The 15,102-nt window shown below is 61.9% G+C and carries 12 protein-coding genes; 8 read left to right on the forward strand and 4 right to left on the reverse strand.

Annotated features, from left to right (window positions below):
- Positions 1-5 precede the first annotated feature (5 nt).
- Positions 6-1,283: a DUF5924 family protein gene (locus KZO25_RS01080; protein WP_410505365.1), complete on the reverse strand. Its 1,278-nt coding sequence runs from the start codon at positions 1,281-1,283 to the stop codon at positions 6-8.
- Positions 1,284-1,483: 200 nt separating this feature from the next.
- Here KZO25_RS01080 and fadB point away from each other — a divergent pair, with 200 nt between their 5' ends.
- The 3 genes from fadB to KZO25_RS20195 all read left to right on the forward strand — a co-directional run bounded on the left by fadB (position 1,484) and on the right by KZO25_RS20195 (position 5,202).
- Positions 1,484-3,673, forward strand: a complete 2,190-nt coding sequence (gene fadB, locus KZO25_RS01085; RefSeq protein WP_223135567.1) for a fatty acid oxidation complex subunit alpha FadB — start codon at positions 1,484-1,486, stop codon at positions 3,671-3,673.
- A 28-nt stretch (positions 3,674-3,701) separates the two neighbouring features.
- A complete protein-coding gene (gene fadA, locus KZO25_RS01090; RefSeq protein WP_066451243.1) occupies positions 3,702-4,880 on the forward strand; it encodes an acetyl-CoA C-acyltransferase FadA in 1,179 nt (392 codons plus the stop codon).
- A 136-nt stretch (positions 4,881-5,016) separates the two neighbouring features.
- Positions 5,017-5,202: a CCGSCS motif protein gene (locus KZO25_RS20195; RefSeq protein ID WP_066451246.1), complete on the forward strand. Its 186-nt coding sequence runs from the start codon at positions 5,017-5,019 to the stop codon at positions 5,200-5,202.
- 122 nt (positions 5,203-5,324) lie between these two features.
- Here KZO25_RS20195 and KZO25_RS01100 read toward each other — a convergent pair whose 3' ends face one another.
- On the reverse strand, positions 5,325-5,786 hold the full coding sequence (locus KZO25_RS01100) for a flavodoxin family protein (RefSeq protein ID WP_066451249.1): 462 nt from the start codon (positions 5,784-5,786) through the stop codon (positions 5,325-5,327).
- Between the two features lie 131 nt (positions 5,787-5,917).
- Here KZO25_RS01100 and KZO25_RS01105 point away from each other — a divergent pair, with 131 nt between their 5' ends.
- The 4 genes from KZO25_RS01105 (at position 5,918) to KZO25_RS01120 (ending at position 9,642) form a co-directional block, all read left to right on the forward strand.
- Entirely contained in the window at positions 5,918-6,394 is a 477-nt protein-coding gene (locus KZO25_RS01105; RefSeq protein WP_066451251.1) for a YbhB/YbcL family Raf kinase inhibitor-like protein, read from the forward strand.
- A 249-nt stretch (positions 6,395-6,643) separates the two neighbouring features.
- Positions 6,644-7,552: an ectoine hydroxylase gene (gene thpD / locus KZO25_RS01110; RefSeq protein ID WP_223135568.1), complete on the forward strand. Its 909-nt coding sequence runs from the start codon at positions 6,644-6,646 to the stop codon at positions 7,550-7,552.
- Positions 7,553-7,758: 206 nt separating this feature from the next.
- Entirely contained in the window at positions 7,759-8,403 is a 645-nt protein-coding gene (locus KZO25_RS01115) for a lysozyme-like domain containing protein (protein WP_066451253.1), read from the forward strand.
- Between the two features lie 273 nt (positions 8,404-8,676).
- Positions 8,677-9,642, forward strand: a complete 966-nt coding sequence (locus KZO25_RS01120) for a putative zinc-binding metallopeptidase (RefSeq protein ID WP_066451254.1) — start codon at positions 8,677-8,679, stop codon at positions 9,640-9,642.
- A 16-nt stretch (positions 9,643-9,658) separates the two neighbouring features.
- Here KZO25_RS01120 and KZO25_RS01125 read toward each other — a convergent pair whose 3' ends face one another.
- Together KZO25_RS01125 and KZO25_RS01130 are read right to left on the reverse strand one after the other, a co-directional pair.
- Entirely contained in the window at positions 9,659-10,426 is a 768-nt protein-coding gene (locus tag KZO25_RS01125) for a class I SAM-dependent methyltransferase (protein ID WP_223135569.1), read from the reverse strand.
- 124 nt (positions 10,427-10,550) lie between these two features.
- On the reverse strand, positions 10,551-11,495 hold the full coding sequence (locus tag KZO25_RS01130) for a 2-dehydropantoate 2-reductase (protein ID WP_083517613.1): 945 nt from the start codon (positions 11,493-11,495) through the stop codon (positions 10,551-10,553).
- Between the two features lie 305 nt (positions 11,496-11,800).
- Here KZO25_RS01130 and KZO25_RS01135 point away from each other — a divergent pair, with 305 nt between their 5' ends.
- Positions 11,801-15,100, forward strand: a complete 3,300-nt coding sequence (locus KZO25_RS01135) for a chemotaxis protein CheB (protein WP_223135570.1) — start codon at positions 11,801-11,803, stop codon at positions 15,098-15,100.
- Positions 15,101-15,102 lie beyond the last annotated feature (2 nt).

Genomic DNA, 15,102 nt, shown 5'->3' on the forward strand with positions numbered 1-15,102 from the left:
AGGCGCTAGAAGTCTGTCTCTGCCTCCAGTGTCTCCGTGTCACCCGCGTCGGATTCGTTACCTTCCCGGGGATGAGGGGCGGATTCAACTGGTGTATTCCGCTCAGCGGGTCGTTCGCTCTGGCTGTGGCGATTTCCCGGAACCAGACGCCGCAGGTCGAGTCCAGGCAGCCCCGGCGGCGGCGAGGCCCGCCCATCGGCCAGGGTGGCCTCCGATGCATCCTGCGCTACCTGAAAGCGCAGCACCCCGATGCGCTGCCCGCTGTCCGTCATCACATCGATGCGCCACTTTCCGGTGGGGTCCTCGGGAAAGTTCATCTTGTGGGTCCATGCCCGGTAGCCCTCCTGGCGCCCCCCGTTGATGGTCAGCGGAATGCGGTCGACCAGCTCGCCTTCATGCCGCCACTCGTGCAAGACCTCTTCCCGCAGGCCCCGAGGGGCGCGAATGGCCGTGTAGGCATAGAGTCCCTGGCTGCGGAGGGTGTCGGGCGTCAGCAGGGCGCTGCCTTGAGGACTTCGCTGTGCGACATCGAAGGCCGGTGACAGGGCGCTGGCCGATATCCAGAGGTTGGCAGGCGGAACCCAGGCGCGTCCGGTCCATGCCAGCAGTGTCAAGAGCGGCAGCATGGCCAATGCGATGGCCCAGCGCTGGAGGGTCATCGGTCGCAAGAGCTGCAGCAGGCTGGGCACGCTGACTATCAGCATGCACGCCAGGGCGAGCCTCAGGCTCTGGCCTGTCGTCAATTGAAGCATCAGCGGCATGATCACCAGTACAACCAGGAATACGCACTGGGCATGGAAGGCGAAATAGAGCCAGCGGGCACGCTCGGCCAGCTTGTAGTAGAGCGGGTCGAGAATGGAGAAAAAAGCCATGCCAAGCACCAGCAGGGCGAACAGGCCCTGGCCGCTGGCCCAGACAGTCGTGGCAAGCACGAAGGGGAGGCAGAAGAACAGCGTCTCCTGATGCACCATCTGGGCGATGAAGGTGGTGATGCCCTTGGGCAGGCTGGGGTGGCCACGGCGGGCCAGCAGGCGCGCAATCAGGCTCTCGGAGAGCAGCAGGACCCAGGCCAGCAGCATGCTCAATGCCAGTACGGCCCCTAACCACTGCTGGCGATCCACCAAAAAGAAGCTGCCGACTCCGGCGGCAAAGGCGAGGGGTGGCCACAGCCTGCGCCAGGGATGGACAAGCTCGACCAGCCGTTCGACCCGATCATGGAAACGCCGCATCCGTGGCGATGTGCCGGGCGGAGGCGTGGAGGGTGCCGTATCGGGCAGATTCATGGACGACACCTTGGCGGGACATTGCGACTATCCTAACAGCCATCCTGTATCGCCGGTGATTCGAAGTGCTGGCTGCTAGACCATTGGTGATGCACCCGGGGCTTGACGTACTGGCCGTAGTGCACCAAGCTTCGAGGAATCAAACGGCCGTATGAAATTGGGCACTCCTCCAACGCCAACCTCTGTGTGGAGATTCGTGGATGATTTATCAAGGCAATGCCATCTCGGTGGCACGCGGTACCAAGACCGGGGGCGACGACATCGCCATGCTCACCTTCGACCTGAAGGGTGAGTCCATCAACAAGCTGTCCAGCGCGGTCGTGACCGAGCTGGGCGATGCCGTCAAGGCGATCCAGAGCGAGAGCGGCCTCAAGGGGCTGGTTATCGGCAGCGCCAAGGATGTCTTCATCGTGGGTGCCGATATCACCGAATTCCATGGCCTGTTCGATAAGGGCGAGGAGTATCTGGTCGAGATGAACCTCAAGGTTCACGACATCTTCAACGCCATCGAGGACCTGCCGTTCCCCACGGTTACCGCCATCAACGGCCTGGCGCTGGGCGGCGGCTGTGAAGTCACGCTGACCACCGATTTCCGTGTCATGGGCGAGAAGGCCAAGATCGGCCTGCCCGAGACCAAGCTGGGCATCCTGCCGGGCTGGGGTGGCTGCGTGCGCCTGCCTCGGATGATCGGGGCCGACAACGCCATCGAATGGATCGCCGGTGGTACCGAGAACCGTGCCGATGCCGCGCTCAAGATGGGTGCCGTCGATGCGGTGGTGCCGAATGAATCCCTCGAAGACGCCGCGCTGGATATTCTGGCGCGTGCCTACAGCGGCGAATTGGACTACCAGGCGCGCCGCGACGAGAAGACAGGGCCGCTCAAGCTCAATCCCATCGAACAGATGATGGCCTTCGAGACCGCCAAGGGCTACGTCAAGGGCAAGGCGGGGCCGCACTACCCGGCACCGGTAGAAGCGATCAAGGTGATCCAGAAGGGCGCCGGCGAAGAGCGCGGGCGGGCCCAGGCCATCGAGGCCAAGGCCTTCGCCAAGCTGGCGCTGAGCGATGTTGCCTTCAACCTCGTGGGGCTGTTCCTCAACGATCAGGTGGTCAAGAAGAAGGCCAGCAAGTACGAGAAACAGGCCCGGCCGGTCAAGCAGACCGCCGTGTTGGGTGCGGGCATCATGGGCGGCGGCATCGCCTACCAGAGCGCCTCCAAGGGCACGCCGATCCTGATGAAGGACATCAAGGAAGAGGCTGTCGAACTAGGTCTCAAGGAGTCTCGCAAGCTGTTCGCCAAGCAGGTGGAACGGAAGAAGTTGACCACCGAGCAGATGGCCGAGAAGCTGACCCTGATCCGGCCGACCCTCTCCTACGGCGACTTTGGCCACGTTGACCTGGTAGTCGAAGCCGTAGTCGAGAACCCCAAGGTCAAGGACGCGGTGCTGACCGAAGTGGAAGGCCTGGTCGGCGAGGAGACCATCCTCACCTCCAATACCTCCACCATTTCCATCACCCGCCTGGCCGAAAACCTCAAGCGGCCCGAGAACTTCTGCGGCATGCACTTCTTCAATCCGGTGCACCGCATGCCGCTGGTCGAGGTCATCCGTGGCGAGAAGACCGGTGACGCCGCCGTGGCGGCCACCGTGGCCTATGCCCGCGCCATGGGCAAGACCCCCATCGTGGTCAACGATTGCCCCGGGTTCCTGGTCAACCGGGTGCTGTTCCCCTATTTCGGCGGCTTCAGTCTGCTGGTGGAGCAGGGCGCCGACTTCCAGCGCGTCGACAAGATCATGGAGAAGTTCGGCTGGCCCATGGGTCCCGCCTACCTGCTCGACGTGGTTGGCATGGATACCGCTGTTCATGCTGGTGAAGTGATGGCCGAGGGTTTCCCCGAACGCATGGGCCAGATGGGCGGTGACGGAAGCAAGAGCGCCATCCAGGTGATGTATGAGAATGAGCGCCTGGGCCAGAAGAACGACAAGGGCTTCTACGCCTACGAGGAAGACAAGAAGGGCAAGCCGAAGAAAGTCAGCGACGACAAGGCCTATGAGCTGGTCAAGCAGGTGGTCAAGTCGGAGCAGGAGTTCTCCGACGAGGACATCATCGCTCGCATGATGGTGCCGCTGTGCCTGGAGACCGTGCGCTGCCTGGAGGATGGCATCGTCGAGACACCGGCCGAAGCGGACATGGCGTTGATCTACGGCATCGGCTTCCCGCCGTTCCGCGGCGGTGCGCTGCGCTACATCGACGCCATGGGAATCGGTGAGTTCGTCAAGCTGGCCGATGGCCTGGCCGACGAGCTGGGGCCGCTCTACGCGCCCACCGACAAGCTGCGCAAGATGGCCGAAGCCGGCGAACGCTTCTATACCACCCAGGCCCAGAGCTGAATCCACCACGATCAGGAGGTGAGTTGATATGAGTTTGAATCCGAGAGACATCGTGGTGGTCGACTGCGTCCGCACTGCCATGGCGAAGGCCAAGAACGGGGCTTTCCGCAACGTGCGTGCCGAGAACCTCTCCGCCGCGGTGATGCAGGCGCTGTTCGATCGCAACCCCAACCTTGATCCGTCCGAAGTCGATGACGTGATCTGGGGCTGCGTCAACCAGACCCTCGAACAGGCCATGAACATTGCCCGTAACGCGGCGATCATGACCGGCATTCCCCGCAGCGTGCCGGCCCAGACCGTCAATCGCCTGTGTGGCTCGTCCATGACCGCGCTGCATATCGCCGCTGCCAACATCAAGGCCGGCATGGGTGATTTCTACATCATCGGCGGCGTCGAGCACATGGAGCACGTGCCCATGGCCCACGGTGTGGACGTCAACCCGGCGGCCAGCAAGTATGCCGCCAAGGCGGCCATGATGATGGGCCTTACCGCCGAGCTGCTGGGCAAGATGCACGGTGTCACCCGCGAGGAGCAGGACAAGTTCGGCGTGCGTTCGCACCAGCGCGCCCTGGCGGCCAACGAGAAGGGCTATTTCGACAACGAGATCATCGGCGTCGAAGGCCACGATCAGCGTGGCTTCAGGACTCTGTTCAAGCATGATGAAGTCGTGCGCAGCGATGCCAGCCTGGAGAAGATGGCAGAGCTCAAGCCGGTCTTCGACCCGCGGGGTGGCACTGTCACCGCAGGCACTTCCTCTGCGCTCTCCGTGGGTGCCGCGGGCATGGCGGTGATGAGCTACGAACGCGCCCAGGCGCTGGGCCTCGAGCCGATCGCCAGGGTGCTGTCGACCGGCGTTGCCGGCTGTGACGCCTCGATCATGGGCTATGGCCCGGTGCCGGCCTCTCAGCAGGCGCTGAAGGCAGCCGGTCTCTCGTCTGCGGACATCCAGACGGTCGAGCTCAACGAGGCCTTTGCCGCCCAGGGGATCCCGGTGCTCAAGGACCTCGGCTTCCTCGACGCCATGGACGAGAAGGTCAACCTCAATGGCGGTGCCATTGCCCTGGGCCATCCGCTGGGCTGCTCCGGTGCTCGTATCAGCACCACGCTGCTCAACGTGATGCAGCAGCGCGATACCACGCTGGGACTGGCCACCATGTGTATTGGCATGGGGCAGGGCGTTGCCACGGTATTTGAACGACTGAAGTAAGCGTTCTTGCAGGAACTGGGGCCCCGTACCTTTATAGGTGCGGGGCCGTTTTCGTTTGAGCCGTTGACGCCTTGGTGGATGAACAATAAGATGCATTTTGCATACTCCTTATTGAATCCACTGCGAGGTGACTCCCATGGGGCGTCTCAAGAACCTTTTCAAGCAAGACAAGACGGAAGACAAGCCAGCCGTTCAGACGTTTGAGCCTGAGGCGTCACCAGCGCCGGGCACCGACGCCACGACAGGTGAGAGTGCCAGCGCCGAGGTACAAAAGCAGGCGAAGCACGGGGAGCCTGGTGTTTGCTGCGGTTCCTGCCACTAACCCGGGGAGCGCTTAGCCGGCGACCGTTGGGTACGCAATAGCCACCGCCAGGCCAGAAACAGCGGGCATGCCTTCCGGGCATGCCCGCAATTGCTTCGGCAGGTGGGCGCAAGGCCAATGGGCTATAGCACCCCCGCTTCGAGCCCTGCGGCCAGATAGAGGCCTAGCTCCTCGACCTGGTCGACGAAGCCATCCTGCCATTCGCCCCGCAATACCAGCGGCTCCTGTACCCATTTCCAGCGCAGCCCGGTAACGATGCTCTCTACCGCCCGGCGTGTGCCGGTGCCGTCGTGGCCGGCGCGGATATAGAGGGCGCAGGGAAGCCCCTGTTTCTCTTCCAGCACCGGGTAGTAGCAGCGGTCGAAGAAATCCTTAAGGGCACCGCTCATGTAGCCCAGGTTTTCGGTGGTGCCGAGCAGGATGGCATCACAGGCCCGCACGTCATCGGGCTCCGCTTCCAGCGGGGGCTTGACGATGACTTCTAGCGCCTCGATTTCTGGGTGTCGCGCCCCGCGTTCGGCGGCGTCGCGGAGTCTCTGCGTATTGGGGGAGGGCGCATGGGCCACGATCAGAAGCTGTTTCATATTGACAGTCTAATGCCTTTTTCCGACGCTGTTTCGGCACCTCGCCCTTTCTCTTTCGATTGCAGAAATTGCTGAGACTATCGTAAGAACAAGCGTAGGAACTATCACTGGAACCAAGGAGGACAACTGCAATGGCCTTTGCACTTTCGAATATGCAGCTGGAAAGTTCCGCCTTCAATGCCCATGGCGCCATACCCGAAAAGTTTACCGGAGAGGGGGATGATGTCTCGCCATCACTGAGCTGGCGCGATGCCCCGGACGGCACGAAAGGGTATGCCATCATATGCCACGACCCGGATGCGCCCCTGGTGCAGAACGGCGGCTACGGGTTCGTTCATTGGCTGCTCTACAACCTGCCGGGGTCGACCACCTCCCTGGCGGAGAACACCGGTGACGGCACCCGGGGCAAGAACGATTTCGGCAAGATGGGCTATGGCGGACCCATGCCGCCGGAGGGGCATGGTCAGCATCACTACTATTTCTGGGTACTGGCTCTGGACAAGCCAACCGATCTTCCGGAAGGCCTCGGCCTGTCCGAGCTGCTCAATCAGCTCGAGCCCCATCTGCTGGGCATGAACCGACTGATCGGAACCTACCAGCGCGCCTGAGGCAGGGCGCGCCTGGTAATTCCCCACTCGCGGCCCAGCGTCGCGAGTTGGGCCGGTAGCTCGAGAGGTTAAATTGACGAAGCATTGATTTCATCGCATGTTCACCACGGAAGAAAGGGAAGATACACCAAGCCATTACAGTCGCAATGTGGTGAAACAAAGTCGCTTTGCATGGCTCTGCTTGACTGTCTAGGGTGGGATTACCAATCAGGAGATTGGTGGTGAAAGATGATCAAGGAGGAACATGCAATGAATGACGCTCAGGATCTATTTCCGACTCGGTTGGAGCGTAAGCTGGGAATGTTCGAGCGTTTCGACCCCGTTGTACACAGCGAGGGAGCGCAACGCAGGGACGGGCCGCTGAATGAGGAGCAATTGAGGGAGTACGAACGAAAGGGTTTTCTTTCCTTCGAGGACTATTTCGACAAGGACGAGATGGATGCCTTTATTCAGGAGTTGTCCGATTACGAGGAGGATGAAGACCTCAAGCTTTCCGAGGGTACGGTACTCGAGCCCGGCCGCCATGAGATCCGCTCGATCTTCGGTATCCATGAGATATCCGAACGCTTCAGCCGCCTGACCCGGGATCCGCGCCTGCTGGCGATGGTCCAGCAGCTGCTGGGCAGCGACGTCTATATCCATCAGTCACGCATCAACTACAAACCGGGCTTCAAGGGCAAGGGCTTCAACTGGCACTCCGATTTCGAGACCTGGCACAGCGAAGACGGCATGCCCCGCATGCGCTCTTTGAGTTGCTCGATCATCCTGACCGAGAACGGCGAGTTCAACGGCCCGCTGATGCTGGTGCCTGGTTCCCACAATTATTTTATTCCCTGTGTGGGGCGGACTCCTCAGGACAACTACAAGGAGTCCCTCAAGAGTCAGGACGTGGGCGTGCCGGACAATGCCAGCCTGCGCACGCTGATGCTGGAGGGGGACATCGAGGCGCCCAAGGGGGGGCCGGGATCATTGGTGCTGTTCGAGTGCAATACCATGCACGGTTCCAACATGAATATGTCCTGCTGGCCCAGGAGCAACCTGTTCTTCGTCTACAACAGCGTCGAGAACGGCTTGCTCAACCCTTTCTGCGGTAACCGGCCACGGCCTGAATTTCTGGCCAACCGCAAGGACTGGACCCCTTTAAGGCCGGTCCGGTAGCACAGCGTCCGGCAAGCCCCGGCACGGCTGCCTGTTTGTCTGCCGGGTTTGCCGGCCTGCCGACTCTGCAGTAGGCTCCCTGGCTGAAGAAGCTGACCGTTGGGTGTGCGATGAAGCAGGGCTGTGTGGCTCAGATAGACAGGAACCGGAGCCGCCAGAGGCGGCTTCGACCCGGCTCATGGTGGTTAGCGTCTCGGCTATGGCTAATGCCTCGATTATGTATAGTGCCTCGACTAGGCGTAGTGGCCATCGGCCTGCTGGCTTCGGGCTGTGCCATGATGGCGCCTGCGCCACCACAGGATCAGACCAATATCTGCCAGATCTTTGATGAGCATCCGAGGTGGTACGATCACGCACGTGCTGCGGAAGAGCGTTGGGGGACGCCCATCGCCACCCAGATGGCCTTCATTCAGCAGGAATCGTCCTTCCGGAGCCATGCTCGCCCGCCCAGGAATCGCATCCTGGGCTTCATTCCCGGCAGCCGACCCTCTTCGGCCCGAGGCTATGCGCAGGCCCTGGATCCTGTCTGGGGCGAGTACCGGGAGGAAGCCGGCAGTACGCTGGCACGCCGCAGCAATATGAAGCATGCCACTGACTTCATTGGCTGGTACAACCGGCGCACCCACGACCAGCTCGGTATATCGCTGCATAATCCAGAGCATCTTTACCTCGCCTATCATGAAGGCCAAGGTGGCTATCGCCGAGGTACTTACCAGAACAAGCCCCAGGTTCTTCAAGCCGCCAATCAGGTCAGTTCACGAGCCGCCCGCTACCAGGCACAGCTTCCCGCCTGCGAAGCCGAGCTGCGATGCCGTCGCTTTTACCAGTTCGGCCCCTTCTGTTCGGCGTGATGATTCATGCTGACGTATGGTGCCATGCTTTCCGATAGCTCGCGGTAATCCAACCAGGTGACAGCGTTTCTGCAGCTCAGGCCAGTTGGTACCGCCAATCGGGATTGCGGCTTCTTACTTTGGGTAACAAGAGATGCCTGGGCACTTGCTGCTTAAGTGATAGGCTGAAAGGTGGAGTTCGGCATTCAGCCGCGCTCCTTATCCAGAGTACTGCGCCAGAGAACAGCGCGCTTATCCTGCGCACGCTCTGGCGGAGTCCAGGAGTCATTGCCTATGCGTGTCTATGCCAATCCGGTCGGTCGCGGGTCTCTGTGGTTTGACAACCTCGCTACAGCCACGGGTACCCCTGTTGCCTATGACCCGCAGGCCAGGGCCTTCATTACCATGCCCCCATTCTGCGCCAATCGCGACGTGATAGGATGCAACTGGATTGCCCCCGAGCAGGGGGGGTTCTGTCGCTCTTGTGCGATGACGGCACTTGCCCCGGACCCTTCCATACCCAATGCCATGCCCCACTGGGCCAAAACCGAGGCTGCCAAGCGCTGGGTGATCGATAACCTGGGCCGGTGGAACTGGTTCCGGCCGGAAGATCCCGGGGCTCCCCCGGTGTTCCATCTGCTGGCCGAAGGGCCAACGCCGGTTGCCATGGGGCATGTAGGGGGGGTGGTCACCATCAGCGTGGCGGAGGCGGACCCTGTGCTGCGAACCGCCCGGCGTGAGGCGCTTGAAGAGCCATACCGGACCATGATCGGCCATATGCGGCACGAGGTTTCGCATATGCTCTGGTGGCGACTCAGCCTGCGAGACGACTTTCTCGACGCCTTCCGGGCGATGTTTGGAGACGAGCGAGAAGATTACGCGGAGGCCCTGCAGCGGCACTACCGACAAGGCCCGCCTGCGGGCTGGCGCTCGAGCTTTGTCAGCACCTATGCCTCCGCTCATCCCCATGAGGACTGGGCAGAAACCGCTGCCCATCTGCTGCATCTCACGGATATCGCCGACAGCTTCGTTGCCGCAGGCCTTTCCTCTGCCGACCTGCCGCATCACGGGTGGGATCCCTACATGGAGGCGGATGCCGAGCGCTTGATCCATGTTGCGACTCATCTGGTCATGGGGGTCAATCACATCAATCGCTCAATGGGGTTGCTGGACCTGTATCCCTTCGTGCTTTCCGAAGTGTCGCGCCGCAAGCTAGCTTTCATGCATGACTGGCTGCGTCGAGGCGCCCAGGGGTTATGAGCGCTTTTTCGTTCCCTCAGCGGTACGCCTTGAGACGCAGGCGGACATAGTCGGCGGTCCAGTTACCGTGGCTGTCGCTCAGGCTATGGGACAGCAGGTCGACGGCGTTGTCGAGAATGGCTTCGCGCACCTCTTCCTCTAGGCCATGCAGGAAGGGGTTGGCGAAGGTGGCCAGCCAGCCGGCCATTCCGGTGGGCAGGGGGGTGGGGCGTGGAATCAGTTCGATGGAATCAATGGTGAAGCCGGCCGCCGTCAGGCTGGTGCTGTACTCCTCCACGGTAGGGAAGAACCAGGGGAAACGCGCCTTGCCGCTGATGCCGCGAGCCTGGAGCGCGGCCAGCAAGGCGGTGCAGATGGCGGCGACGTTGCCGTGACCGCCGAATTCGGCGACGAAGCGTCCCCCGGGCTTGAGTGCACGATGCACGCTGGCGATGACGGCCTCATGATTGAGCATCCAATGCAGCGCGGCATTGCTGAATACTGCATCGAACTCATGATCGAAGGGTAGGTGGTGGGCATCCACCACCCGCGCGTCCAGGCCGCGTGCCCTGGCGGCCTCGACCATGTCGGGGGAGGCATCCACGCCGATGACCGTAGCACCGGACTTGGCCAGGACCTCGGTCAGCCTGCCGTCGCCGCAGCCCAGGTCGAGGATGCGCTCACCGGCATTCGGCGCCAGCAGCGCAGCCACTTCCTCGCCCAGGGCGGGAACGAAGTCGGCGTGATGGGCATAGCCACTGGCCTGCCAATGTTGCCCGGGGGCGTTGTGGGGAACGTCGTTCATGGTGCCTCCGGGAGTGAGTTGCTCTTTCACCTAGATTACCGCATTCACGCGATCCCGCCATCCGTGGTGCTCATTCCAGTGACTGGGGCAACGTTTGTCGGGCAGGCTGCCATCGCGGACCGGCCTACCGGTCGCTCGCCTCTTTGTCGCGAGCGGCCTGCTCCTGGGGCAGCAGGGCAGCATGGACCAGCTCATGGGTCGGTGTGGCGACGCCCACGGCGCGGCCGAGACGCACCACTGCACCGTTCTGCGATTCCAGCTCCGAGGGCTGACCGGCCATGATATTGCGCTGCATGGAGGAGGTGCTTTCCGCCGGCATGGCATCGATGAAATGCATGGCACGGACGGCAGCGTCCTCGGGGAAGGCCACCCCATGGGCGCGGGCGACGGCATCGATCTCCTCGAGCATGCGCTCGATGATGGCCCGTGTCTCCGGCAACTGGCGCGTTACCCCGATGGGCGCGCGGGTGATGCTGCCGATGCCGCTCATGGCGCAGATGAACAGAAACTTGCTCCACTGGGCGACCTTGATGTCATCGGGGATCTCTGCGCTGACACCCCGAGCCCCATCGAAGACGGCCTTGAGCTGGCTGATTCGTTCGCTGGCATGATTGTCGCACTCGCCGAAGCGCACGAAGGGATCCACCCCGGCGTGGCGCACATGCCCCGGGGCCTCGCGCCAGGCCAGGATGCCGCACAGGCCGTCGATCACCGGCGCCGAACCCAGCACATCGATCAGGGTGTCGGCGGCTTCCACGCCGTTCTCCAGCGGCAGCACGATGGTGTGCGGGCCGATCATCGGGCGGATCGCCTCCGCTGCCTCACGCACCTGCCACGCCTTTACTGCCACGATCACGCAGTCCACTACGCCGACGCTGGCCGGGTCGTCGGTGGCCTGGGCAGGCTTGATCGAGACGTCCCCCTTGATACTGGTAACGATCAGCCCATCCTGGCGGATGGCGGCCAGGTGCTCGCCACGGGCGATGAAGGTCACGTCCTCGCCCGCTTCCGCCAGGCGGGCTCCGAAGTATCCTCCCACACCACCGCTACCCATGATTGCAAATCTCATCTTGTCTCCTGCGACTCGGCGTCTTCCTATAAGCATCAGAGTTATCAGGATAGTGGTAATGCCAAAACTATACCCATCGGCTCCATTGGTGCAGCGCGACCCTGCAACAGGGCGATGGTGTCCCGGCGCATGGCTCGATTATGGCCTAGCCTTTTGCTACCCCACGCTGTATTCCCCCTGGTGCGAGGCCAGCCTTCAGTGTTGGCCGGCTCCGCCATGATGGACGCCGCTGGCGCTGGAAATGCCGGCTGATTTGCAACAGGATACTTATCGCTGTGGGTGCTCCCAGAACGAGGATTGATTGGATGAAAGGATCGGACCAGGCTGATGGCCCAGTCAAGAATGGGGATGAAAAACCGACAGTGGTAGGCATCGGGGCATCGGCCGGGGGCCTGGCGGCGCTCAAGACGTTCTTTGCCAATGTGCCGGAGAAGACCGGGTTGACCTTCGTCGTCGTGATGCACCTTTCACCGGATCACGAGAGCCAACTGGCCGACCTCCTCCAGGCCTACTGCAAGATTCCCGTCCGCCAGGTGAACGAGACCGTCGTCCTTGAAGCCGATCAGGTCTATGTCATCCCGCCGGGGCGCAATCTCAATTCCGTCGACACCCACCTGCGGCTCTCCGATCTGGAGGAGGCGCGCCGCGACCGTGCGGCAATCGACCATTTCTTTCGCACCCTGGCATCCACCCATGATGGCCGCTCGGTCGGGGTCATTCTGACCGGTACGGGATCGGACGGCACGCTGGGCATCAAGGAAATCAAGGGGCGCAACGGTTTGACGATCGTGCAGGACCCCAACGAGGCCGAGTTCGACGGCATGCCGCAGAGTGCGCTCTCGACTGGCCTCATCGACCGGGTGCTGCCGGTGGCGGAAATTCCTGACGAGATCATGCGCTATGCGCGCACACAGCCTCGCGTCGTGGTGCCTGACGATGAGAGCGACGATTTCGATGAGGCGCAGTTGCAGCTCCAGCAGCAGATTTTCACTCAGATTCGTGCCCGTACCGGCAGAGACTTCAGCCGCTACAAGCACTCTACGGTGATGCGCCGTATCCGGCGGCGAATGCAGCTGAACCATGTCGAGGAGCTGGGCCCTTATCTTGAGCTGCTGCGCGAGCAACCGGATGAGGTCCGAGCGCTGGCGGATGAGTTCCTGATCAACGTTACCAACTTCTTCCGCGACCGTGAGGTCTTCGAAGGGCTTGAAAACGATGTCATACCCAAGCTGTTCGAGGGCAAGGGGCCTGAGGACCAGATTCGTGTCTGGACGGTTGGCTGTGCCACCGGTGAGGAGGCCTATTCACTGGCGATTCTGCTGATGGAGCAGGCGGCACGCGTCGACAACCCGCCTGGCCTGCAGGTCTTCGCCTCCGACCTGCATGAGCCTTCGCTCAGAATGGGGCGAGAGGGGCTCTATTCCGGCGATATCCAGATCGACGTCTCCGACGAGCGAATACGCCGCTTTTTCACCTTGGAGGATGGCGGCTTTCGGGTTCGCAAGGATGTGCGGGAGCTGGTGGTCTTTGCCTCCCACAACCTGATGGGCGATCCCCCCTTTTCCAGGCTCGACCTGATCACCTGCCGCAATGTGTTGATCTACCTGCAACGCGATGTGCAGCAGGATGTCATCCAGGTCTTCCATTATGCCCTCAACCCCTCCGGCTACCTGATTCTGGGTGCCTCGGAGACAACCAGCCGCTCCGATCTGTTCCATATCGAGGACAAGCAGCATTGCGTCTATCGCAAGCGAGACGTGCCCACCCATGCCCTGAAACTTCCGGTCTTTCCCCGTACAGGGGGGCGCCCTGGCCAGGCGAAAAATCAGTCGGTGGCAGATACCAAGCCTCTGGCCACCTATGGCGCCCTGCACCAGAAGATCGTCGAACGCTATGCACCACCGAGCCTTCTACTCAATGCCGCCGGCATGGTCGTTCATTTTTCCGAGAACGTCGGACGCTTTCTGGTGCATCCGGGCGGTGAACCCACCTTCAGCGTCTTCAAGCTGGTACGCGAGGAGCTGCGCCTTGAGCTGCGTGCAGCCCTGGCTACGGCGAACCAGAGGGGCAGGCCGGTTCGCTCCCAGCCCATACGAATTCGTCTCGACGGGGAGCGGCGCCAAGTCATCATGCATGTGCGCCCTGCTGAAGAGCAGGAGGACCAGGGGCAGCAGGGCCTCGCTCTGGTCATCTTCGAGGAGCGAACGGAGTCCAGGGTAGAAGCCGCCGGGCGGGCTACGGGGGATGCTTCATCGACAGCGGAGCTCGAAGCGGAACTGGAGCTCAACAAGCAGCGCCTGCAGACGGTGATCGAAGACTACGAGTCGGGTCAGGAGGATATGAGAGCGGCCAATGAGGAGCTGCAGTCGGCCAACGAGGAGCTGCGCTCTACCATGGAGGAGCTGGAGACCTCCAAGGAGGAGCTGCAGTCGATGAACGAGGAGCTGACAACGGTCAGCCAGGAAAATCGCGACAAGGTGGAAGAGCTCAGCCAGCTCTCCAACGACCTGCAGAACCTGCTCAGTGCTACCGGGATCGCCACGATCTTCCTCGACCCTGAGCTTCACATCCTGCGTTTCACCCCTCAGGTGGGCCGGCTATTCAATATTCGCGTGGCTGACATCGGCCGGCCGCTATCGGACCTGACCCACCGGCTCGGCTATGACCAGCTCATCGGCGACTCGCAGGAGGTGCTCGCCAGGTTGGAGCCGATCGACCGCGAGGTAGAGGACATCGAAGGAAACTGGTATCTCACCCGCGTGCGCCCCTACCGCAGCACCAGCGACCAGATCGCTGGCGTGGTGATCACCTTCGTCGACATCACCGAGCGCAAGCGTTTCGAAGAGGAGCTGTCCGAGGCCCACCGGGCGCTGGAGGTGGAGGTCAAAGAGCGTATCAGGCTGGACAGCGAGCTGGCGTCGAAGCTGACCATGGCCGAGCAGGAAGAGCGGCGCAGGGTGTCCCAGGTGCTGCATGATGACCTGCAGCAGCTGCTCTATGGCCTGCAGATCAAGCAGCTCCTGGTTCAGAAGAAACTCAGCGAGGCAGGGCACCAGCAGTTGACCGAGCTGGTCGCGGGCACCCTATTATGGATTCGGCAGGCCATCGAAACCACACGTCAGCTCACCGTCGATCTCAGCCCCCCCATCCTCAAGTCCGAGGGGCTGGCCGAAGCACTGGAATGGTTGCAGCGCCAGATGCTGGAGCTCCACGAGCTGACGGTGGATCTGACCATACAGCATCCGCCCCACACTCCCGATAAGGATCTGCGCGTACTGCTCTTCCAGATCGTTCGCGAGCTGCTGTTCAACGTCAAGAAACACTCCGACGTGCATCGGGCACACATCGAGCTCGACCAGACGAATACGCACATTCTCATCCGGGTCAGCGATACGGGCAGCGGATTCGACCTGCCAATGGTGGAGGCGGAGCAGCAAACGCACCCCGGCTTCGGGCTGGTCACCAGCCGCGAGCGCCTTCGGCTAATGGGCGGCTGCATGCAGATAGAGACCACGCCGGGCGTGGGAACATCTATCCTGATAAAGGTACCGGCTCGGCCGGAATGGTTACAGGAGGCCCATGGGACTTCTACAGCGAAAACCTGACT

The organism is Halomonas sp. ANAO-440, from assembly GCF_019915905.1.
GTDB classification, from domain to species: Bacteria; Pseudomonadota; Gammaproteobacteria; order Pseudomonadales; family Halomonadaceae; genus Halomonas; species Halomonas chromatireducens.